General features: G+C 60.5%; 18 protein-coding genes. 12 read left to right on the forward strand and 6 right to left on the reverse strand.

Annotation, left to right across the window (positions count from 1 at the left end; genetic code table 11):
* Positions 1-9: 9 nt before the first annotated feature.
* The 4 genes from H598_RS23795 (at position 10) to H598_RS0108580 (ending at position 3,528) form a co-directional block, all read left to right on the forward strand.
* Positions 10-993, forward strand: coding sequence for a COX15/CtaA family protein (locus tag H598_RS23795; RefSeq protein ID WP_051252599.1), 984 nt, complete (start codon positions 10-12; stop codon positions 991-993).
* The gene (cyoE, locus tag H598_RS0108570) at positions 987-1,892 is read left to right on the forward strand and encodes a heme o synthase (RefSeq protein WP_028112652.1); all 906 of its coding nucleotides are present in this window, start codon (positions 987-989) and stop codon (positions 1,890-1,892) included. Before H598_RS23795 ends, cyoE begins: the two co-directional genes overlap by 7 nt.
* Entirely contained in the window at positions 1,892-2,512 is a 621-nt protein-coding gene (locus tag H598_RS0108575) for an SCO family protein (RefSeq protein WP_028112653.1), read from the forward strand. The genes cyoE and H598_RS0108575 overlap by 1 nt, the downstream gene beginning before the upstream one ends.
* A gap of 62 nt (positions 2,513-2,574) precedes the next feature.
* On the forward strand, positions 2,575-3,528 hold the full coding sequence (locus H598_RS0108580) for an alpha/beta hydrolase (protein WP_028112654.1): 954 nt from the start codon (positions 2,575-2,577) through the stop codon (positions 3,526-3,528).
* 5 nt (positions 3,529-3,533) lie between these two features.
* Here H598_RS0108580 and H598_RS0108585 read toward each other — a convergent pair whose 3' ends face one another.
* Entirely contained in the window at positions 3,534-4,586 is a 1,053-nt protein-coding gene (locus tag H598_RS0108585; RefSeq protein ID WP_028112655.1) for a polysaccharide deacetylase family protein, read from the reverse strand.
* A gap of 19 nt (positions 4,587-4,605) precedes the next feature.
* On the opposite strand from H598_RS0108585, the gene H598_RS0108590 reads away from it, so the two are divergent.
* Complete coding sequence (locus H598_RS0108590; protein WP_028112656.1) at positions 4,606-5,943, forward strand: MATE family efflux transporter; 1,338 nt, start codon at positions 4,606-4,608, stop codon at positions 5,941-5,943.
* 55 nt (positions 5,944-5,998) lie between these two features.
* Here H598_RS0108590 and nfuA read toward each other — a convergent pair whose 3' ends face one another.
* A complete protein-coding gene (gene nfuA / locus H598_RS0108595; RefSeq protein WP_028112657.1) occupies positions 5,999-6,577 on the reverse strand; it encodes a Fe-S biogenesis protein NfuA in 579 nt (192 codons plus the stop codon).
* Positions 6,578-6,791: 214 nt separating this feature from the next.
* Between nfuA and H598_RS0108600 the strand changes: the two genes are divergently transcribed.
* Entirely contained in the window at positions 6,792-9,245 is a 2,454-nt protein-coding gene (locus H598_RS0108600) for a M14 family zinc carboxypeptidase (RefSeq protein ID WP_051252600.1), read from the forward strand.
* Positions 9,246-9,265: 20 nt separating this feature from the next.
* On the opposite strand, the gene H598_RS0108605 is transcribed toward H598_RS0108600, so the two are convergent.
* Complete coding sequence (locus H598_RS0108605) at positions 9,266-9,994, reverse strand: ComF family protein (RefSeq protein ID WP_051252601.1); 729 nt, start codon at positions 9,992-9,994, stop codon at positions 9,266-9,268.
* Between H598_RS0108605 and bioH the strand changes: the two genes are divergently transcribed.
* A complete protein-coding gene (bioH, locus tag H598_RS0108610) occupies positions 9,993-10,793 on the forward strand; it encodes a pimeloyl-ACP methyl ester esterase BioH (RefSeq protein ID WP_035415703.1) in 801 nt (266 codons plus the stop codon). The two genes, H598_RS0108605 and bioH, sit on opposite strands and share 2 nt — an antisense overlap.
* Before the next feature lie 60 nt (positions 10,794-10,853).
* Positions 10,854-11,315 (forward strand): hypothetical protein, encoded by a 462-nt coding sequence (locus tag H598_RS25510; protein ID WP_028112660.1) that lies wholly within the window; start codon positions 10,854-10,856, stop codon positions 11,313-11,315.
* On the opposite strand, the gene H598_RS0108620 is transcribed toward H598_RS25510, so the two are convergent.
* The gene (locus H598_RS0108620; RefSeq protein ID WP_028112661.1) at positions 11,305-13,632 is read right to left on the reverse strand and encodes a Tex family protein; all 2,328 of its coding nucleotides are present in this window, start codon (positions 13,630-13,632) and stop codon (positions 11,305-11,307) included. The two genes, H598_RS25510 and H598_RS0108620, sit on opposite strands and share 11 nt — an antisense overlap.
* Positions 13,633-13,791: 159 nt before the next feature.
* On the opposite strand from H598_RS0108620, the gene greB reads away from it, so the two are divergent.
* The 4 genes from greB to H598_RS0108640 are packed head-to-tail and all read left to right on the forward strand — an operon-like array spanning position 13,792 to position 17,134.
* On the forward strand, positions 13,792-14,274 hold the full coding sequence (gene greB / locus H598_RS0108625; RefSeq protein WP_028112662.1) for a transcription elongation factor GreB: 483 nt from the start codon (positions 13,792-13,794) through the stop codon (positions 14,272-14,274).
* A gap of 11 nt (positions 14,275-14,285) precedes the next feature.
* Positions 14,286-15,011 carry an osmolarity response regulator transcription factor OmpR gene (ompR, locus tag H598_RS0108630; RefSeq protein ID WP_028112663.1) on the forward strand — a complete coding sequence of 242 codons (726 nt, stop codon included), beginning with the start codon at positions 14,286-14,288 and terminating at the stop codon, positions 15,009-15,011.
* A gap of 9 nt (positions 15,012-15,020) precedes the next feature.
* Positions 15,021-16,322 carry a two-component system sensor histidine kinase EnvZ gene (envZ, locus tag H598_RS0108635; RefSeq protein WP_028112664.1) on the forward strand — a complete coding sequence of 434 codons (1,302 nt, stop codon included), beginning with the start codon at positions 15,021-15,023 and terminating at the stop codon, positions 16,320-16,322.
* On the forward strand, positions 16,307-17,134 hold the full coding sequence (locus tag H598_RS0108640) for a hypothetical protein (protein WP_156896982.1): 828 nt from the start codon (positions 16,307-16,309) through the stop codon (positions 17,132-17,134). The genes envZ and H598_RS0108640 overlap by 16 nt, the downstream gene beginning before the upstream one ends.
* A 60-nt stretch (positions 17,135-17,194) precedes the next feature.
* Here H598_RS0108640 and H598_RS0108645 read toward each other — a convergent pair whose 3' ends face one another.
* Together H598_RS0108645 and H598_RS0108650 are read right to left on the reverse strand one after the other, a co-directional pair.
* On the reverse strand, positions 17,195-18,982 hold the full coding sequence (locus tag H598_RS0108645) for a S8 family peptidase (protein ID WP_028112666.1): 1,788 nt from the start codon (positions 18,980-18,982) through the stop codon (positions 17,195-17,197).
* A gap of 396 nt (positions 18,983-19,378) precedes the next feature.
* Positions 19,379-20,920, reverse strand: a complete 1,542-nt coding sequence (locus H598_RS0108650; RefSeq protein WP_028112667.1) for a phosphoenolpyruvate carboxykinase — start codon at positions 20,918-20,920, stop codon at positions 19,379-19,381.
* Between the last annotated feature and the right edge of the window lie 175 nt (positions 20,921-21,095).

The following is a 21,095-nucleotide window of genomic DNA, read 5'->3' on the forward strand; positions in this document are numbered from 1 at the left end:
GGGGGACCGATGAATCGATTGATCCTGGCCACGGCGGCGCTGGCCTTTGTGGTGATTGTGGTTGGGGCCTTTACCCGCCTGACTGACGCCGGCCTCGGTTGCCCGGATTGGCCCGGCTGCTATGGGTTCTTAACGCCGGTCGAGGCCAAGGCTAACGAAGCCTTGGCCCTGAGCCGCTTCCCGGATCGACCGCTGGAGATGGCCAAGGCCTGGGCCGAGATGGGGCATCGTTACATCGCCAGCCTGTTGGGACTGATGATTTTGACCATTGCGCTGCTGAGTTGGCGCACGCCGCAGCGGGGCCACGGCCTGGCGTTACTGGGGCTGGTGCTGTTTCAGGGCGCGTTGGGAATGTGGACGGTTACCCTGAACCTGATGCCGGTGGTGGTGATGGGCCATCTGCTGGGGGGACTGACGGTGTTGTCGCTGCTGGCGTTGTTATGGATGCGACGCCAACCTGAACGGTTGGAACTGCAGCAGCCCAGCTTGGTGCTGCTGGCGGCGGTGGCCTTGGTGGCCCTGGTACTTCAGGTTGCGTTGGGGGGCTGGACCTCGGCCAACTACGCGGCAGTGGTGTGCACCACGCTGCCGATATGCGAAGGCAACTGGTGGCAGCAGTGGGACCCGGCCACCGCGTTTCGGCTGATACAGCCTGCGGCCAACAGCTATGAATTTGGCACCCTGGATTATGCCGCCCGCATGACCATCCATGTCAGCCACCGACTGTGGGCGGTGGTGACGGCGTTGCTGTTGTTGTGGTTGGCACTGCGTCTGATGCGCCATCCGCAGTTGAACCGTTGGGGCATCGCAATGGTGGTGCTGACCCTGATCCAAGTGGGGTTGGGCGTGGCCAATGTGGTGTGGCAGTTGCCATTGGCGGTCGCGGTGGGCCACAACGGCGGTGCCGCACTGTTGGTGATGACCCTGGTGTGCATCAATTATCGAGTCCAAAGCCGGCAGCCGGCGGCCCTAAGGGAGAGAGTGCCATGTTGAAAGCCATAGGTTGGAGTAAGCGGAACCCGGCGTTGGCCTGGCGCGACTATCTGGAGATGACCAAACCCAAGGTGGTGTTACTGATGCTGGTGACCGCGCTGGTGGGGATGGCTCTGGCTTCTCCCGGGTGGGTGGCGTTGCCGACCCTGGTCAGTGGCTTGTCCGGGATCGGCCTGATGGCCGGTGCGGCGGCGGCGGTCAACCACCTGTTGGATCGCCGTATTGATACCATCATGGCCCGGACTCACAACCGGCCAGTGGCCACAGGCCGGGTCTCTCCCTTCCATGGTGGGGTGTTCGCCGCCGTTATCGGCAGCCTGGGTTTTGTCATTCTGTATGGGTTTGTCAATCCCCTTACCGCCTGGCTGACTCTGGCAAGCTTGGTGGGCTATGCCCTGATTTACACCGGCTTTCTCAAACGGGCGACACCGCAGAACATTGTTATCGGTGGCCTGGCGGGGGCGATGCCGCCGTTATTGGGCTGGACCAGTGTGACAGGCGATTTCCATGGCCATGGCTTGTTGTTGGTGATCATCATTTTCACCTGGACGCCGCCCCATTTCTGGGCCTTGGCTGTGCACCGCCGGGATGAATACGCCAAGGCCGACATTCCGATGTTGCCGGTTACCCATGGCATCGAATACACCAAAACCTCCATCTTGTTGTACAGCTTCCTGTTGGTGATCGCTTGCATGCTACCGGTGTTGGTGGGGATGAGTGGCGGCATCTACCTGCTGGGTTCAACGGTACTGAGCCTGTGGTTTCTGGTGAAAGCCTGGCAGCTGAAGTACAGCCCCAAGCCAGACTCCGCCATCAAGTTGTTCCTGTTCTCCATCTGGCAGCTACTGGCGCTGTTTGTGCTGTTGTTGGTGGATCACTACTTGCCGGTGGGGTTGTAATGCGCTGGGTGTATGGCGGGGTAGCCGCAGCGGCATTGCTGGCCGGAGTGTTGTTGGCCTGGAGCGGCCAGCAACCGCCAAAGGTGTCGGCGCTGTGGTTGCCGCAACCGCGGGAGTTGGTGGACTTTGAACTGATCGATGATCTGGGCCAGCCCTATGGCAATGACAGTCTGCGTGGTCACTGGACCTTGCTGTTTATGGGGTTCACCTCCTGCCCTGATGTCTGCCCCAGCACCATGGCGAGGCTGGCGTCGGCCTATCCGCCATTGGCGCAGCAGTTGGATCTGCAGGTGGTATTGATGTCGGTGGATCCGCAGCGGGACAGCAGTGAGCGGCTGCATCAGTACGTCGGCTATTTCAATCCATCATTTCGGGCCGTGACCGGTGAGCACAGTCAACTGTTTGCCTTAAGCCGCAGCCTGGGGTTGATGTACGCCATGGTCGACAGCGACGGCGCCGATGGCTACTCGGTGGACCACAGTGCCGACATCGTACTGATCAATCCCAGCGGTCAACTGGAGGCGATTTTTCGGCCTCAGGGAGGCGTCGGCGAACTCAGGCTGGTGTCGATGACCCAGCTGAAGACAGACCTGCCGGCGATCGCCCGGTTCCGCAGTTAAGGCTTACGCCAGAGTGCCGCTTTTGAGCCACTGCTGACTTTGATGATGGAAAGGGAACGCCAATGCGTCAGTGGTGTGTGGGGGTGCTGTTGGGGCTGCTGTGTGGCTGCAGCACCATGGTGGCCAAACGAATTACCGACTTTGACTCGGTTACTTTGGCGCCGTCCCAGCGGCAGGAATTGGCCCAACAGGGGTTCAACGACGGCCGCTTCTGTCTTCAGGGGCGTTGTCTTCATTACCTGACAGGAAAGCCGTTGCACTCGACTCGGCTGCGATCGTCGCTGCAGATCGATGGCCATGAGAGCCAGTTGCTGCTGAGTCGTGACCAGTTACCCCGCCGCGTCGGCACCGTGGTGTTGCTGCACGGGTTTCGCATGACCAAGGAGCTGATGTCGGCCAACGGCCTGTACTGGCGATTTCTTGGTTATCGGGTGTTGATTCCGGACCTGCCTGGTCACGGCGGTTCTCATTCCGACTTCAGTTTTGGCACTCAGGATGGCCGTTTGCTCAGCGCCTGGCTTGATGACCAGTCCCAATTAACCTATCCCCTGTACCTGTTTGGAAACTCCATGGGGGCGGTGGCTGCCGCCCACCTTGCGGCGGCCCGAAACGACGTTTCCGGACTGATTCTGCAGGCGCCGATGCTGGGGTTGGAACAATCGGTGCTGAACTTTCCCCGCCCCTGGTACCTGGGCTGGATTCCGGATGACAGTATGCGGCAAGGTGCCCGTCAGGCACTGACGACGCTGTCGCTGCAGGAGTCACAGTTGGACATTCGGCAGTTGTTGCCCGAGTTAGCCTTGCCGACGTTGATTTTTGCTTCGGATGGCGATGCGGTGTCGCCCTATGCTGAGCTGCAACCGCTGCGCTCGAACCGAATCAAGGTGGTGAATGTGCCCAATCTGACTCATCCGCAACTGGCGCTGATTGGCAATGCCGAACACCGGCAGATACAGGCCTGGCTGCAACAGCGGCAGCATGAGAACCGCCGCCCCCCGGGCAGGGGGGCGGGTTAATCGGATTACTCTTCGGGCCAACTGCCGTCGGCACGGGCCTGCACCCAAGGCTGGGAGAACCAGTAGTAGCCGCCGCTGGTTTTGCTGGGCGCGGTGCAGTTGTAGCGGGATCGGCCCGCCGGTAACGGCAGATCGGCCTGAATGCTGAAGCTGTGATCATCGAGCCAGATGGGCGCCTTGCCCCCCTGTCCCTGGATGTAGCACATCAGCGCATCGGTGCGGACATCGTCACCGGCCAGGGTGACGGTCAGGGTTGGCCGGTCCCGATCCACCAGTTGGGATTCCTCTCCCTCCAATTTGGTGACCGGCATATTGAGGCTGTGCAGCTTCACCTTCAGGGCCGACATATCCGCATAGGGACCGGCCACCGGATAGCGAGGGATGGCGGTTAAGCTGCTGTAAGGGCCGGTGGCACCGGAGTGCTGGCCGATGCCGACGTAATCCATATTGGCCAGCCGGGTTCTCAGGGCCTGATTGAATTCGCCGTAGGGGTAGGCCAATTGGCGAACGCTGTAGCCGATTTCCCGTTCGATGATCGCTTCGGTTTGACGAATGTCGGCTTCGATGCGATCCAGCCAGGCGACCTGGGTTTCACCGTCGAGGCGACGAATCAGATGATCATGGGCGTAGCTGTGATTGGCGATAGTGGCCCCCTCTCTGGACAGGGCTCGCAGCGCGTCCCAATCCAGCATCTCGCCATAATTCTGCTCAATGGGAGCGATACTGACAAACAGGGTGTAGGGAAACTGATGGCGGCGCAGAATGGGATGGGCGTTGTCGGCCACGTTTTGATAGCCGTCATCAAAAGTGATGGCTACGGTTTTCGGGGGCAGGGCCTGGCGTTGGCGCACGGCATCGATGACGTCGTTCAGGGGGACCACGTTAAAGTCGTTGTCCGCCAGGTACGCCATCTGTTCAGCAAACTGTGCCGGGGTGACGCTGGTGCTGGCGGGGGTATCTTCGCTAACATGGTGATACTGCAGTATTACGCTGGCCAGACTTGGCCAAGCACAGAAAAGACCTGCCACGATAGCCAGTCTTACTACATTGCGATTCATATTAAGGTTCCAAGTTTCGATGACGATTCCAGCCGTACTGACTCAGCGTCAGGCTCACAGGCGCACCTTTGCGCTGGCCTGGCCGATGATTTTATCCAATGTCACTATCCCGTTGCTGGGGCTGGTGGATACGGCGGTTATCGGTCACCTCGATGAGGCCTACTACCTTGGGGGTGTGGCCGTCGGGTCCATGATTATAACCTTTCTGATGTGGATGCTGGGATTTTTACGCATGGGCACCACCGCCTTGGTGGCTCAGGGCCATGGGGCCGACGACATTCAGGCACAACTGCGGGTGTTGGCACAGGGGTTGATTCTGGCGCTGGGCCTGGCCTCAATGCTGTTGGTGTTGCAGTGGCCGATCCTGCATTGGGGGCTGCCGTTGGCGGGGGGCAGCGATCAGGTTCAGCTGTACGCCAGTCAGTATTTTCAGATTCGAATCTGGGGGGCTCCGGCCGCCTTGATCAACCTGGTATTGCTCGGGTTTCTGTTGGGGCGAGGCCAGCCTAAGGTGGCGATGTGGCAACTGATCCTGGGCAACAGCCTCAACATTGGCCTGGATCTGTTGTTCGTGGTGGGCTTTGGTTGGGGGGTGTCTGGCGCGGCCTGGGCCAGCCTGTGTGCCGAGTACGGCACCATGGCGCTGGCGGCGTACCTGGTGTGGCGGGTGTTGGTGGCCAACCGGGTCGGGCGCCTGCCTTGGTCGTTGCATGGCCTCAGTCGCCTGGTGCGCCTGAACCGGGATATTTTCCTGCGCACCTTGTGTCTGCAGCTGTGTTTGAGTTTTGTCACCATCATGGGCGCCCGCCTGGGGGATGTGGTGGTGGCTGGCAACGCGGTGCTGATGAATTTCATGTTGGTGATGGCGTACGCCCTGGACGGCTTTGCTTACAGCGCCGAGGTGGAAGTGGGACGGGCCTGGGGGCGGAATGATCGGCAGCGGTTTGTGGATGCGGTGATCCTGGGCTGGTTCTGGTCGGCCCTGACGGCAGTGGGGTTTGCGATGGTGTTTGCACTCGGCGGAGAGGCGCTGATCGGGATGTTGACGGATCTGGCGCCGGTGCAGGCCCACGCCCAAACCTACCTCCCCTGGGTCGTGGTATTGCCACTGATGGCATTCAGCTGTTTTCTGTTTGATGGGGTCTACATCGGTGCGGCACAGGGAGCCCAGATGCGCAATGCCATGCTGCTGTCGGCATTGGGGTTTTTCTTGCTGTGGTGGCTGAGCCTAGGCTGGGGCAATCATGGTTTATGGCTGGCATTGAACGGCTTTATGGCGCTGCGGGGCATCACGTTAGCCTGGCACTACTTCCGCTACCTTAAACCCGTCGCCTTGCGGCCTGAATCGGTGGTCTAGGCCTTCAGAAACGACCACGCCCGGCCAGGCCGGGCGTGGAGGATGGCATCGACTCTTAGTAGAAAGAGTGATCGCCATGCTGGTGTTCGGTGACGTCTTTAACGGCCGTCAGCTCGTTGGCAAAGGCTTCCAACAGCTGCTTTTCGATGCCGTCTTTCAGAGTGACGTCTACCATGGAGCAGCCGTTACAGCCGCCGCCGAACTGAATCACGGCCACGCCGTCGTCGGTCAACTCCACCAGGGTGATGTAACCACCGTGGCTGGCCAGTTGCGGATTTACCTGTGACTGAATTACGTAGTCCAGGCGCTCCTTCAGCGGCGCGTCGTCGGCCACTTTGCGCATCTTGGCGTTGGGGGCTTTCAGAGTCAGCTGCGAGCCCAGTTGATCGGTAACGTAGTCGATCAGTGCTTCTTCCAGAAATGGAATGCTTTTGGCGTCAACCAGGGCGTCGAAGCCATTGAATGGCAGAGTGGTGTCATCCTCTTCCACCGCATCGGATGGACAGTAAGATACGCCGCACTCCGCCTGTGGGGTGCCGGGGTTGATGACGAAAACTCGAATATTGGTGCCTTCCGGCTGCTGCTCGAGCAACTTTGAAAAGTGGCTCTGGGCGGCTTCGGTAATGGTGATCATAACTGCTCTCTACTGCGGTTAATGCCTGACTAATAAAGTCGGTTATCTGCATCATAACCCGACGGGGGAGCGGATTATAGCCCCTAATGGCGATCCGGGTCACGCTTTGGCTGGATTGCGCCGAGTGTGACTGATAGCATGTTTTTACTAAATAACAACAATAAGTTCACGGAAGATGCGCATTTTTCTTTTAGCTTTCAGCCTGATATCCGCAATGGCCCTGGCCAGGGTCGATCCGCTGCTGCCGCAGCAGGACCGCTATCTGCCGACCCTGCCGACGCCGACTCAGCAATTTGGCCACCCCATTGGCGAACGGCATTTGCGCTACGATCAGGTGTTGGCCTATTTTCAGACCCTGGCCCGGCAGTCGCCCCGTGTCAGCCTGGAGTCTGCCGGTGTCAGTCATCAGGGGCGGCAGCAGATTGCCGCGGTGATCACTTCCGAGGCCAACCAACAGCGACTGGATCAGATACTGGCCGATCGGGCTCGGGTCAGTGAGAGGGACCGGGTCGGAGGCCCCACTGTGGTGTGGCTGGCTTACAGCATTCACGGTGATGAGGCCAGTGGCCTGCACGCCGGCACCCTGTTTGCCTATTACCTGGCGGCGTCGCAATCGCCCCAGGTCCAGCGTTGGTTACAGGAGATGGTGATTCTGATCACCCCCAGCCAGAACCCGGACGGCAACGATCGCTTTGCCAACTGGGTTAACGGCTATACCGGCAGCCAACTCAACGGCAGTAACTGGCACCGCGAGCATTTTCAGGCCTGGCCCAGTGGCCGGGTGAACCACTTCCTGGCGGACCTGAATCGCGACTGGCTGTATCTGCGCCACCCGGAGAGTCGGGGCCGGGTGGCGGTGTATCAGCGCTGGCAGCCCCATGTGGTTGGTGATTATCACGAAATGGGCCACAACAGCAGCTACTTCTTTCAGCCCGGAGTACCCAGCCGCACCCATCCGTTGACTCCGGCGCAGAACCAGTCGCTGACCTCGGCGCTGGGGCGCTACCACGCCGAAGCCCTGGACGCACTGGGCCAACCCTATTTCTCCCGTGAGTCCTTTGATGATTTTTATTACGGTAAGGGCTCCACCTATCCGGACATCAATGGCGGCGTCGGCATCCTGTTTGAGCAGGCATCGGTTCGCGGGCATCTGCGGGACACCGAGTATGGCCAGCGCAGCTTTCGGGACGCCATTCGCAACCAGTTGGCCACCTCATTCTCCACCGTGCGGGGCAGTTTCGAGCAAGGGAAGGCACTGCAGCAGTATCAACATGAGTTCTTTGTGCACTCCCTCGAGCAGGGGCAGGATCGAAACGACGCCGGGTTGCTGGTGAGCAGTGGTGGCGATCGGGGCCGGCTTCAGGCCCTGGCAGAGATTCTGTCTGCCCATCAGGTAGAGTTTCAGTATCTGGCTAATTCGGTGACCAGTAAGGGGGGGAGCTACCCCAAGGGCAGTGTGTACATTCCGTTTGCCCAGTCCCGATATGCCTTGGTGGCGGCGTTGTTTGACCGACGGACTCAGTTTGCCGACAACACTTTCTACGATGTGTCGGCCTTCGGAGTCGATTTGGCGTTCAACCTGGAGGTGGTCACCCTGAAGCGCCGCCCCAAGGTGGTCAGCCAGTTGCCGCAACCGGCGGCCGAGGCAACCGGGCCGGCACTGGCTTGGACCCTGGATTGGAATCAACGCCAGGCGCCGGCGGCACTGGCCTATCTGTTGTCGCGGCAGATCCAGGTTCGTTTTGCCGAATTGCCCGGGCGGCTGCAGGGCCACGACGGTGAGATTGAGGTGCATCCCGGCACCCTGCTGATGGCTGGCAATCAACCCGGCATTGCGTCGGCGCTGTCCACGCTGAGGACTACTTATGAGCTGTCACCCCAGGCAGTGGTTCGAGGACAGGCGCTGAATGGTCCGGATCTGGGCAGCCGCAAGTTCCGGCCCGCCACCGCGGCCAGGCCGTTGATTCTGGTGGGGCGCAATGTCAGCCAGTATGAGGTGGGGCAATTGTGGAGCTATCTGGATCAGCAAGTGGGTGTGGCGGCCACCCTGATCGACGCTGAGTACGCCGAGCGGGTGCCCATGGAGGAGTTCACTCACCTGTTTCTGGTGGATGGCCGCTACCGGCAGATGACTGCGGCCATTGAGGCCAGGATTCAGCGCTTTGTGCGTCAGGGTGGGGTGCTGGTGGCCTGGCAGGGCGGCGCCCGTGAGGTGGCCGACTGGAATTTGGTGGACGTCAGCATCGTGGGGCGACGGCAACTGGAGAATGAGTTTGAGGACCATCCGATTCAGTTTGCCGAGCGTTACCAAGAGGATGCCAGGCGGACCATTGGCGGGGCGATTGTCGATTGGCGGCTGGATACCAGTCACCCCCTTGGCTTCGGGCTAACCGCGAGCTTACCGATGATGAAGGATCGGGAGATGGTGCTGCAGCTGGATGGTGGTCAGGCTCATCAGGTGGCTCGGTACGCCGAGCGGCCGTTGCTGTCTGGTTTTATGGCGCCGGAGTACCAGTCATCCGTTGGCGGCCAGGCCAGTGCGGTAGTGGCGCGCAAGGATAAGGGAGCGGTCGTGTTGCTGGCGGACAACCCCTTGTTTAGGAACTTCTGGTTGGGGTCCGAGCGGTTGGTGGCCAACAGCCTGTATCTGGTGCCGGCACTGAACTGAGCCCGGTAGGTAGAGGCTGGCTAGCGGCTGACGCGTTGAATGGCACTGGCCAGGGTCCAGTACTGGCTGACGGCGATGCCCTGTTTTCCCAGACTGGCAGCCAGCATGGCCAGGGTGGTGCCAGTGGTGATGATGTCGTCCACCAGCGCCACCTGACTCATGCCCGAGTTGGCTTCAATGCCATAGGCCCCGCAGAGGTTCTGGCGGCGCTCGCGGCCACTGAGGCGATGCTGGGGTCGGGTGGCCTTTACCTTGGTAGCCAGGGTAAAGGCGTGAGGCACTCCCAGTCGCTGCGACAGTGCCTGGGCAATCAGGTGGGCGTGGTTGAAGCCCTGTTGCTGCAGGCGTCTTCGGTGCATGGGGACCGATACCAGCGCCTGAGGCCAGCCGATCACCCCCTGAGCGTGATAAAACAGAATTCGCTGTTGCAGCCGATCCACCATCGGGGCAATCAGTCCCCATTGGTGTTGAGTCTTGATCAAGGCGGCACAGCGCCCCGCTGGCTGGTGGTAGTCAAAGGCGCTGATTACTGGTCGCCAGCGTTTGCGACTCAAGCAGTGACCACAGCGATGAGGAGGGGTCTGGGCGAGGGGTTTGTGGCAGTGCAGACACACGGCGCCCAGCTGCCCATCGGTGCAGCAGGTTTCGCACAATCCCTGCCCCTGATGCAGCGGTTGCTGGCACAGGTAGCAGCGGTTGGGTAGACTGACGGCCACCAGCCGATCCAGAGTCTGATAGAGAATTGACATGCCATTAAGCCTAGCCGACCCCACACCATTAAGCCTGACTTGGCAGGGACAGGGCCACCCCATCGTGTTGCTGCATGGGTGGGGCATGAATGCGGCGGTGTTCGCGCCGTTTGCCGACCTGCTGGCTGAGCAGGGGTTTCGAGTGGGGTTGCTGGATCTGCCTGGCTTTGGTCTCAGCCCGCCTCTGAGTGATGGCCTGACGGTGGCCGGCTTGGCGGCGGCGGTGATCCAGACCCTCGATGACCAGTTGTCTGCGCCCTGCACCCTGCTGGGGTGGTCCATGGGGGGGCTGGTGGCCACCGAGGTGGCCCGGCATCAGCCGGCGCAGGTATCGCAGCTGGTGACGGTGGCCAGCAGCCCCTGTTTCGAGCAACGGCCGCAGTGGCCCGGGATTAAGCCAGAGGTGCTGGCGGGCTTTGCCGCCGCCTTGGAACTGGATTTTGATGGCACCTTAGATCGCTTCGTGGCCTTGCAGGCCATGGGCAGCCGCAGTGCCCGTCAGGATACCCGTTTGATTCGCGAGGCGTTGTCAAAGGCGCAGCGCCCCCATGAGGCGGCGTTAAGACAGGGGCTGGCGGTGTTGCAACAGGTGGATCAACGGGCGTCGCTGCCTCAGGTGTGCCTTCCCTGGTTGCGTCTCTATGGTCGCCTGGATGCGTTGGTGCCGGCCTCTGGAGTGCCACTGGTGGATGCTCTGGCGCCGCAGTCGGTGTCTGTGGTGCTGCCAAAAGCCGCCCATGCGCCGTTTATCTCCCATCCGCAAGAGACCCTGGCGGCATTGAAGCAGTTTCATTGTTAATAGCGGATTTTTTTACTTTTTAGTGGGATTGGAGAATAATTAACCAGGAGAGGAGAAGCGATGTTCCTGGTATCCAATTACCCACAAGTGCCGATAGTGACCACCAACCCTGCCACCGACGACGTTCGGCAGCAGGAGTTGGCCCGTGCGCCTGTGGTTCCGCCACGGGAGGCGGACAAGTCGGCATCCGAGCGGGCTCTGGACCCGGAACACGATCGCATCAATCATCAGAAAAGCGGCAAACTGAAACGGCGCCAGTCGGACGAGGAGTCCTCCGGGGAGGAGGGGCAGCAACAGCATTCGTCTCAGTCCCCACCTCAGTTTGAGATCTGGCGTCCCCCCACTTTTGCCCGTCCTGGCGTCAGCCGCCAGGACAGTGACGGTCGAGGCCCCAGGGTTGATGCCCACCCGGGGGCTCACTTAAATGACACGGATTACCAGCGATTTACCCGCATCATTAAGCGCTTTTACACCCAGGTGGCACAGCCCGCCGAGCCGCCCGCTTTTCAGGTTAACGCTTAGCCTTGGCAAAGGCATCGGCAAAGGCGTTACCCATGGCGCCAGCCGGAGACGACGACGGGCGCGATTTGGCGTTGCCACGTGCAGACGGCGCTGACGGCTTGCGCTTGTCCTGAGGACGGCCCTTGGCTTTGCTGGCTTGCCCGGGTTCGTCATCCAGGCGCATGGACAGGCCGATACGCTTGCGTTCGATGTCCACTTCCATCACCTTCACCCGCACCACATCGCCGGTTTTTACCACCTTGCGCGGGTCATCCACAAACTGGTGCGACAGGGCCGAGATGTGTACCAGGCCGTCCTGATGGACACCGATGTCCACAAAGGCGCCGAAGTGGGTCACGTTGGTGACCACGCCCTGCAGCACCATCGCCGGCTGCAGATCTTTCAGTGTCTCGACGCCATCGGCAAATTGCGCGGTTTCAAACTGGCCACGGGGATCCCGTCCTGGCTTGTCCAGTTCGGCCAATACGTCGGTGACGGTGGGGATGCCAAATTGCTCGTCGGCAAACTGAGACGCCGACAGGGTCTTGAGAACCTGACTGTTGCCCAGCAGGGCGTCCAGAGGTTTGCCGCACTGGCGGCTGATGCGCTCAACCAGAGGGTAGGCTTCCGGGTGCACGCCGGAGCTGTCCAATGGGTTGCGGCCCTGATTGATGCGCAGGAAGCCGGCGCTTTGCTCAAACGCTTTGGGGCCCAGTCTTGGCACCTTGAGTAACTGTTTTCGCTCGGCAAAGGTACCGTGCTGATCCCGGTAACTGACCAGATTGTGGGCCAGAGTCTGGCTTAATCCGGCGACCCGGGTCAGCAGTGCGGCCGAGGCGGTATTGACGTCGACGCCGACGGCGTTGACGCAGTCTTCCACCACCGCATCCAGAGAGCGGGCCAGCTGAGTCTGACTGACGTCATGCTGATATTGCCCGACGCCGATGGATTGAGGGTCAATTTTCACCAGTTCTGCCAGGGGATCCTGCAGTCGGCGGGCGATGGAGACGGCGCCGCGCAGGGACACATCCAGATCCGGGAACTCTTTGGCGGCGGTTTCGGAGGCGGAATAGACCGAGGCGCCGGCCTCGCTGACCATCACTTTCTCCAGCTTCAGTTCCGGGTGGCGCTGTTTCAGTTCCGCCGTCAGCTTGTCGGTCTCCCGTGAGGCGGTGCCGTTGCCGATGGCCACCAGCTCAACCCCATGGGTTCTGGCCAGCTTGGCCAGGGTCTGAATCGAGGCGTCCCATTGATTGCGGGGCGCGTGGGGATAGATGGTGTCGGTGGCCAGCAGTTTGCCGGTGTGATCCACCACCACCACTTTGACACCGGTGCGCAGGCCGGGATCCAGCCCCAGGGTGGTGCGGGGGCCAGCCGGGGCGGCCATCAGCAGGTCCCCCAGGTTGTCGGCGAACACCTTGATGGCGTCGGCTTCGGCCCGCTCCCGCATCTGCCCTAACAACTCGGTTTCCATCTGCAGGCTGAGTTTAACCTTCCAGGTCCACTGCACCACGCTCTTGAGCCAGGCATCGGCGGGCTGGTTGCCCAGCTTCAAGTTGAGGCGCTCGGCGATGATGGCTTCGCATTGGCTGTGTTTGCTACCGGGTTCCGCTTGCGGGTCGGCATTCAGCGTCAGGGTCAGCACGCCTTCGTTGCGGCCGCGCAACATTGCCAGCGCCCGGTGTGACGGGATGCGTTTCAAGGCCTCGTCGTGTTCAAAGTAATCGCGGAATTTGGCGCCCGCCTGCTCCTGTCCCGGGCTGACTCTCACTTCCATCTGTGCCCGCTGATTCATGTGCTCACGTACGGCGGCGATCACCTCGGCCTGTTCGGCAAACCGCTCCATTAAAATGGCGCGGGCGCCGTCCAGGGCGGCCTTGCTGGTGTCGATGCCAGCGTCGGCATTGAGGTAGTCGTTGGCGGTCTGTTGCGGATCCAGCTGGCGCTGGTTCAGCAGTGCATCCGCCAGCGGTTCCAGCCCGGCTTCCTTGGCGATCTGGCCCTTGGTGCGCCGCTTGGGCTTGTAGGGCAGATACAGATCTTCCAGCTCGGTCTTGCTGTCGGCGGCGCGGATCTTTGTAACCAGAGTTGTATCCAGCTTGCCTTGTTGGTCGATGCTTTGCAGAATCGTTTCACGGCGGGCATCCAGCTCCCGCAAGTAGTTCAGACGGCTATGCAGTTGCCGCAGCTGGGTATCATCCAGGCCGCCGGTCACTTCTTTACGGTAACGGGCGACGAAGGGCACGGTAGCACCGTCGTCCAGAAGGGCGATGGTGGCGTCCACCTGTTGAGTACGAACCTGGAGTTCCTGGGCGAGTCGTTGAGCGATGGTCTGCATAGCGAGTCAAATGGCCTTTGTCTGGTGTAGGTTGGAAATAAAAACCGACTGGCACCATAGCACACCCGGCAGGAATGTTGTGTCAGATTGAGGCGCAAAGGCTCAGGGGTTGATATCATTACAGTTCCTCGGATTGACCCGTTAAGAAATTGAAGCCAAATGAAAAAAGCCAATTTGATTACCCGTGAAGGCTGGAATCTTCTGGAGCAGGAGCTGAAGTACCTGTGGAAAGAGGAGCGCCCCAGGGTGACTCAGGCCGTACAGGAAGCGGCGGCACTGGGGGACCGATCTGAAAATGCCGAGTACATCTACGGCAAAAAGCGTCTGCGGGAGATCGACCGACGGGTGCGGTTTCTGTCCAAGCGGATGGAGGTGTTGCGCATAGTCGAGCCCGATGTCCGCCAGGAGGGCAAGGTGTTTTTCGGAGCCTGGGTGGAGTTGGAGTCCGAGGCCGGTGAGCACAGCCGATATCAGCTGGTGGGACCGGACGAATTTAATGTCAGCGAGGGTAAGGTGAGTATCGACTCGCCGCTGGCCAGAGCCTTGTTGGGCAAGCAGGTGGATGACGAGGTGATCGTTGCCACACCTGAAGGCGAACAGGTGTACTATATCAACGAAATACGCTATCGAGCAGCGGATTAAGGGAGAGGCGAATGAATCAGGAAACCTCCAAGGTACTGGTGGTGGACGATGACCTGCGGTTGCGTGGGTTGATCGAACGTTATCTGGGTGAGCAGGGCTATCAGGTGCGTGCGGCGGCCAACGCCGAACAGATGGATCGCCTGCTGGAGCGGGAGAATTTCCACCTGCTGGTGCTGGACCTGATGTTGCCTGGTGAAGATGGCCTCAGTATCTGCCGTCGTCTGCGCCAGTCCAACAATGAGATTCCCATCGTGATGTTGACCGCCAAAGGCGATGAAGTGGACCGCATCATTGGCCTGGAACTGGGGGCCGATGACTATCTGCCCAAGCCCTTTAATCCCCGTGAATTGCTGGCACGGATTAAGGCGGTACTGCGCCGTCGCCCCGGCGAACTGCCCGGTGCCCCGTCTCAGCAGGAGCAGGAGGTGGTGTTTGGTGATTACCGTCTCAACCTGGCGACCCGGGAGATGTTTAAAGGCGATGAAGTGATTCCGCTGACCTCCGGTGAATTTGCGGTGCTCAAGGTGCTGGTGTCTCATCCCAGAGAGCCGATGAGTCGGGACAAACTGATGAACCAGGCCAGGGGCCGGGACTACAGTGCCCTGGAGCGATCCATTGATGTGCAGGTGTCGCGCCTGCGCCGGTTGATCGAAGATGACCCCAGTAACCCAAGATACATTCAGACCGTCTGGGGCCTGGGCTATGTCTTTGTTCCCGACGGCAGTTCGGCTAAGTAGCGCCAGCGGATGTTGACGCGACTGCTGCCCCGCAGCAATTTTGGTCAGACGGTGTTGCTGATTGGCTGCCTGCTGCTGATCAACCAACTGGTGTCCTATGTGTCGATGTCGATCTACGTGATTCGGCCATCGACGCAGCAGATCAACCAATTGCTGGCGCGTCAGGTGGAGCTGCTGTTTCGCGATCTGGAGCTGGATCGTACTCGGCTGACGGTGGTCGATGCGCTGCGGGACAAGCTGGAAGACGACGATTACATGGAGGTGTTCACCCAACCTGAGGCGCGCAAGAACGGCCTGAGCATGGCCCGGCGTTACTACGTGCTGTCGGATCAGATGTCCCAGTACCTGGGGGGCGATGCCGAAGTCCGCATCTCCGCCGGTGAGCAGTTCCTGATCTGGATTCGCCCGCCTCAGGCCCCGTCGGTGTGGCTGCGGGTCCCCCTGACCGGCTTCGATGAGTCGAAAATCTCTCCTCTGACTATTTACCTGATGGTGATCGGTGCCCTGTCGGTGGCCGGCGGTTGGTGGTTCGCCCGTCAACAGAGTCGCCCCCTGAGGCGGTTGCAACGGGCGGCGCTGGCGGTGTCGCGGGGGAAATTCCCGGATCCGCTGCCACTAAAGGGGCCGGCGGAAGTGGTGGCGGTGATCCAGGCATTCAACCAGATGTCCCGTTCCATGAAGCAGTTGGAAACCGACCGCCAGTTGCTGTTGGCCGGGGTGTCTCATGACCTGAGAACCCCACTGACCCGCATTCGTCTGGCCAGTGAGATGATGGGAGACCAGGACAGCTTCCTGAAAGAGGGCATCGAGCACGACATCGATGACATGAACCAGATCATCGATCAGTTCATCGAATTTGTGCGCGGCAATCCGGCGGAAGAGTTGACCGAACACAGTTTGGATCAGCTGCTGCAGGAGGCGGCACAGCAGGAGAGTCTGCGTCACACCGAGGTGAAGCTGGAATTGGGGCAGGTGCCGGCGATTTCGCTGCCGCTGGTGGCAATGAAACGGGTGCTGGCCAACCTGATTGAGAACGGCATTCGTTATGGTGGCGGCGACCTGAAATTGAGTTCTGGCTTTGATGACCAGTGGGTGTGGTTTTCGGTGGCCGACAACGGCCCAGGCATTCCACCCCAGAAAATAGAGGCGTTGTTTGAGCCCTTTACTCAGGGGGATACGGCGCGAGGGTCGGTGGGGTCAGGATTGGGTCTGGCGATCGTAAAACGCGTGGTGGATAGCGAAGGGGGCCGGGTGGAACTGGCCAATCGCAGCCATGGAGGACTGAAAGCGACAGTATGGTTACCTCGTTAATGCTGGCGGCCGCCCTGGCGGCGCCGAAACCACCCCAACTGCTGCCGCTACCGTCGGCGCTGGATGAGATCTCCGGCATCGCCTGGGACGGCCAACAGTTGTGGGCGCACAATGACAGTGGCGACAGTGCCCGACTGTTTCGTTTCTCTGCTGCGGGAGAGCCTCTGGGTCAGGTGCGCTTCAGTGGCGTTCGAGCCCGGGACTGGGAGGATGTGGCCAGCGATGGTGAGCACCTGTTTGTGGCGGACTGTGGCAACAATCGCGGCAACCGTGAGGATTTGACCATCTATCGGACGCCGATTCCCGAGGGCGATGGCCCGGTGAGTGCGGTGCCGATCCATTTCAGCTTTGCCGAGCAGACCGACTTTAGCCGCAAGGGCTACACCCATAACTTTGACTGCGAAGCCCTGGTGGCCACCAGGGAGTCGCTGTGGGTGTTCTCTAAAAACTGGGGTAACGGTCGCTCGCGGGTGTATAAGTTGCCAAAAACCCCCGGCAGTTATCGAGTCGAGGCGCAGCAGTCTTTGCCGGTGTGGGGGTACATCAGCGCCGCCGACTGGCAGCCTCAGACGGGAAAGCTGGCCCTGTTGGGCTATCGTGGTGGCTTGGATTTCAATGCCTTCGTGTGGATTGCCGATCTGAACGAGCAGGGGGTCGACTGGGAGCACGCCAAGGAGTACCGGCCGGTCGCGGATGGCCAATGGGAAGCCCTGACCTGGGTTTCGCCGACGACCCTGTTATTGGGTAAGGAGTCCAGCGACGTCAGTGATGCCGGTTGGCAACTGTGGCAGCCACCGCAAGGGGCAGAGTGAGCTTAGCAGCACAAAAACAGGGCACCAAGGGGTGCCCTTTTTAATGGCTGCGAATCGAGATTATTCGTAGCTGATGGTGACCGTCAGGCCGGAGAAGGCGCGATAGGCGCGAATGCCGACGTGCCAGGTACCTGCAGACGGGTTGGAAGCCACGCAGGTTTCGTCATTGCCGTAGTCGTACGGGCGGCACTCGTAGTCACGGGTCGTCGGCTGGCTGCCAAAGCGGGTGTAGAGATCCGCATCGCCGCTGCCGCCGCTGGTGGTGACGGTCAAGGTGGTGGTGCCGGCAGGCACATCGACGCTGTAGAAGACCCAGTCCCGGCGGTCGGCAGAGACGTTCTCATGGATGATGGTGTCGCCATCACCGTTACCGCCACCGGTGTCGCCCCCGGCCGCTGCTGCGACGGCGGCAGCGGAATCCACCAGGCCGACACCGCAGTTGGAACAGCCATCCGCCCGTGAGGTTGACTTAAGCAGGCTTTCTGCTTTGTCCGGAGTCATGCTGGGATCCGCTTCGTACATCAGCGCGACCAGGCCTGCCACGTGAGGGGCGGCCATGGAGGTGCCCTGAATGTAGTCGTAGTTGTCGGCACCCGGATTCAGGCTGCCGGCGTTGTAGGTGGACAGAACGCCGTTAGGGTCGCCAGCAAAGCTCATGGCGCCGCCGGGAGCGGACACATCCACCACGTTGCCGTAGTTGGAGTAGTAGGCGCGGTTGCCGTCACGGCCGAGGGCAGAGACGGTAATCACGCCGTCACAGTTCGCCGGGTTGTGGGCACTGGCGTTTTCATTGGAGTTACCGGCGGCTACCACCACGGTGGCGCCGTTGGCTCGGGCGGTGTTGATGGCGGCTTGTGAGGTGGCGCTACAGGCTCCGCCGCCTCCCAGGCTCATGTTGATGACGTCAGCAGGGTTGGCGTTGGCCGGAACTCCGGACACCGAGCCGCCAGATGCCCAGATGATGCCATCGGCGATGTCAGAGGTATAGCCGCCGCATTTACCCAGTACCCGTACCGGTACCACTTTGGCGCCGTAGGCGACACCGGTGACACCTTGATTGTTATTGCCGACGGCGGCGACGGTACCGGCGACGTGAGTGCCGTGCCAGCTGCTGCCTTGATCGGAGGGCGGGTAGTTGTTGCCGCACTCGCCGGCCAGAACGTGGTCACCGGGATCCTGGGCGTCGCTGTCACGGCCGTCGCCGTCCACGGACACGAAGGTGTCGTTGATCATGTCGTAACCAGGCAGGATGTTGCCCACCAGATCGGCATGGGGGCGGTAACCGGTGTCCAGTACGGCAACCACGGTGCCGGCACCGGTAACGCTGTCCCAGGCGGCGGGCAGGTTCATGCCGGCCGCCGCCTCATAATAGTGCCACTGATCGCTGTAGCGCGGATCGTTGGGCGTGGCCAGCGGCCGCAGGATCTGGTCAATCTCGATGGATTGGATGTTGTCATCGGCGCGCAGCATGGAATCCATCAGCTGACGAGCCTGGGTCTGATCCAGGCTCTCTTTGACGGCGAAGACGTGACGCTGGGCCAGTGCCATGCTGCGGACGAAGCGGATGTTGCTGCTCAGTTGGCTGCTAAGGACGTCGGCCTTCTGCTGCATCACCTTACCGCGTTCGGCGCTGCTCATGTTGGACATCAGCATGGGGCCGTTCAGATCCTGCTTATAGTGGACGATGAAGCGGGTTTGAGGGCCGGTGCCGGCGCGCTTGGCCAGCGCGTTGCTGGTGATGGTCAGTCCTGGCCCGGTAGCGGGTTCCCAGGCCAGAGCTGGAGTGCTCAGGGCTGCGGTCAGCGCGGCACTGAGGGCCAGCTTGGTAAAGGTCGTAGCTTGAGTCATGTTCATTCCCTTGATTGAAATAGTTGCGATCGTCAATGTTCGTCCTTCCCCATCGACTGCTCGAAAATTATCACCTGTGCATCTTTTGCTCAAACTGGCGTTTTGCCGATATCGAGGGTGCTGTAATCTCTGCTTTCCACTTGAATAGCCACTTAAAACAGAGGTTTAAACTGAGGTGGTGAGTCAGTGATCCGCAGCCGAAGGCGCTGCATCAAGGGCTGGCGATGATGGGATAAAATATTCAATTAAGCGGCTTTCCGTTGCTGATGTAAGCCAATGGCCATTGCCGTTGTAGTCAGCGGATCGGCCCAGCAGGCCGATTTTTTTTTACGGTGACACACAAAATGTAAAAAAGCCGCCCTCTATGGGGCGGCTCGGTGACGATATCTAAAGGTGTCAGCGTTTCGGACCGGCATCGATGATGGCTTGAGGCACGTCGTATTTGACAAAGTTCTCGCTAAACTCGGCCGCCAGCTTAGCGGCATAGCGATCGTATTCGTCCTGATCGGCCCAGGTGTTTCGGGGGTTCAGTAGGCTGCTGTCGACGCCGCTGACCGCGACCGGTACCGACAGGTTCAACTGCGGCAGGTGCTCGGTCTTGGTGTCGGCCAGTTCCCCGGAGACAATGGCGTCGATGATGGCGCGGGTGGTGGGGATGTCAAACCGTTGCCCCTGACCGTAAGGCCCTCCGGTCCAGCCGGTATTCACCAGATACACCTTAGTATCGAAACTCTCAATCCGCTTCATCAGCAGCTGGGCGTACACGCCGGCGGCCCTGGGGAAGAATGGCGCGCCGAAGCAGGTGGAGAAGGTGGACTCGATGCCAGCGGAGGAACCCATCTCGGTTGAACCCACTTTGGCGGTGTATCCAGACAGGAAATGGTAGGCGGCGGCTTCTTTGCTGAGGCAGGAAACCGGCGGCAGAACGCCGGAAACGTCACAGGTGAGGAACACCACCGCGTTGGGCTCGGCGCCGCGGTTGGCGGCGATTCGGCGCTCGATGTGCTCCAGTGGGTAGGCCGCACGGCTGTTCTGGGTGAGGCGGTCATCGCCATAATCCGGGGTCCGCTGTGGTGTCAGCACCACGTTTTCCAGCACGGTACCGAAATGGATGGCGTCCCAGATGACCGGCTCATTCTTGGCCGACAGATCGATGCACTTGGCGTAACAGCCGCCCTCAATGTTGAACACCCCCCCCGGGGCCCAGCCGTGTTCATCATCGCCGATCAGAGCGCGCTTGGGGTCCGCCGACAGGGTGGTCTTTCCGGTGCCGGACAGACCGAAGAACAGGGTGGTGTCGCCGGTCTCGCCGACGTTGGCCGAGCAATGCATCGGCAGCACACCTTTGGCGGGCAGCAGGAAGTTCTGCACCGAAAACATCGACTTTTTCATCTCGCCGGCGTAGCGCATGCCGGCCAGCAGCACTTTGCGCTGAGCAAAGTTGATGATCACACAGCCGTCGGAATGGGTGCCGTCTCGTTGCGGTTGGCATTGAAAGCCCGGGGCGTTGTAGATCTGCCATTCCGGCTTATCAGACTGATTGTACTTCTTGGGCACAATGAACAGGTTGCGGGCAAACAGTTGTTGCCAGGCGGTTTCGGTAGTCACCCGTACCGGCAGGTAGTGTTCGGGGTCGGCGCCGACTTCCAGTTCAGACTGAAAACACTCCTTTTCGGCCAGATAGGCCTCCACCTGCAGCCACAAGGCATCGAATTTGTCGCTGTCGAACGGGCGGTTGACCTTGCCCCAGTCGATGTCGGCGTCGGTACTGGGTTCTCGAACGATGAAGCGGTCGTTGGGTGAGCGGCCGGTCCTGGTACCGGTTTCGACACAGAGGGCACCGTTGTCGGCGAGGACGCCCTCGCCACGTGCCAGTGCTTGCTCAACCAGTTCGCTGGTGGAGAGGTTGGGCAATACACGCATCCTGCATGTGGTCATACTGTTTTGACTCCTTGGCGCGATGGTCAGGCCATCAGCCTTATTCAATTTTTTTGGGGACTGGGTTGAACATTTACTGTTCAATGAGGAGTGTAGCGAGGATGGGCGCAAAGATCGATGTTCGTGAGCGGGGTCACAGGGCGACCTGATGGTCGCCCTTATTCATTGATAGCGG

Source organism: Ferrimonas kyonanensis DSM 18153, from assembly GCF_000425405.1.
In the GTDB taxonomy this organism is placed as follows: Bacteria; Pseudomonadota; Gammaproteobacteria; order Enterobacterales; family Shewanellaceae; genus Ferrimonas; species Ferrimonas kyonanensis.

What these genes read in the sequence shown, in the direction of transcription:
- H598_RS23795 (WP_051252599.1), top strand. Translation starts at nt 10, where the DNA reads ATGAATCGATTGATCCTGGCCACGGCGGCGCTGGCCTTTGTGGTGATT.
- cyoE (WP_028112652.1), top strand. Translation starts at nt 987, where the DNA reads ATGTTGAAAGCCATAGGTTGGAGTAAGCGGAACCCGGCGTTGGCCTGG.
- H598_RS0108575 (WP_028112653.1), top strand. Translation starts at nt 1,892, where the DNA reads ATGCGCTGGGTGTATGGCGGGGTAGCCGCAGCGGCATTGCTGGCCGGA.
- H598_RS0108580 (WP_028112654.1), top strand. Translation starts at nt 2,575, where the DNA reads ATGCGTCAGTGGTGTGTGGGGGTGCTGTTGGGGCTGCTGTGTGGCTGC.
- H598_RS0108585 (WP_028112655.1), bottom strand. Translation starts at nt 4,586, where the DNA reads ATGAATCGCAATGTAGTAAGACTGGCTATCGTGGCAGGTCTTTTCTGT.
- H598_RS0108590 (WP_028112656.1), top strand. Translation starts at nt 4,606, where the DNA reads ATGACGATTCCAGCCGTACTGACTCAGCGTCAGGCTCACAGGCGCACC.
- nfuA (WP_028112657.1), bottom strand. Translation starts at nt 6,577, where the DNA reads ATGATCACCATTACCGAAGCCGCCCAGAGCCACTTTTCAAAGTTGCTC.
- H598_RS0108600 (WP_051252600.1), top strand. Translation starts at nt 6,792, where the DNA reads ATGGCCCTGGCCAGGGTCGATCCGCTGCTGCCGCAGCAGGACCGCTAT.
- bioH (WP_035415703.1), top strand. Translation starts at nt 9,993, where the DNA reads ATGCCATTAAGCCTAGCCGACCCCACACCATTAAGCCTGACTTGGCAG.
- H598_RS0108605 (WP_051252601.1), bottom strand. Translation starts at nt 9,994, where the DNA reads ATGTCAATTCTCTATCAGACTCTGGATCGGCTGGTGGCCGTCAGTCTA.
- H598_RS25510 (WP_028112660.1), top strand. Translation starts at nt 10,854, where the DNA reads ATGTTCCTGGTATCCAATTACCCACAAGTGCCGATAGTGACCACCAAC.
- H598_RS0108620 (WP_028112661.1), bottom strand. Translation starts at nt 13,632, where the DNA reads ATGCAGACCATCGCTCAACGACTCGCCCAGGAACTCCAGGTTCGTACT.
- greB (WP_028112662.1), top strand. Translation starts at nt 13,792, where the DNA reads ATGAAAAAAGCCAATTTGATTACCCGTGAAGGCTGGAATCTTCTGGAG.
- ompR (WP_028112663.1), top strand. Translation starts at nt 14,286, where the DNA reads ATGAATCAGGAAACCTCCAAGGTACTGGTGGTGGACGATGACCTGCGG.
- envZ (WP_028112664.1), top strand. Translation starts at nt 15,021, where the DNA reads ATGTTGACGCGACTGCTGCCCCGCAGCAATTTTGGTCAGACGGTGTTG.
- H598_RS0108640 (WP_156896982.1), top strand. Translation starts at nt 16,307, where the DNA reads ATGGTTACCTCGTTAATGCTGGCGGCCGCCCTGGCGGCGCCGAAACCA.
- H598_RS0108645 (WP_028112666.1), bottom strand. Translation starts at nt 18,982, where the DNA reads ATGACTCAAGCTACGACCTTTACCAAGCTGGCCCTCAGTGCCGCGCTG.
- H598_RS0108650 (WP_028112667.1), bottom strand. Translation starts at nt 20,920, where the DNA reads ATGACCACATGCAGGATGCGTGTATTGCCCAACCTCTCCACCAGCGAA.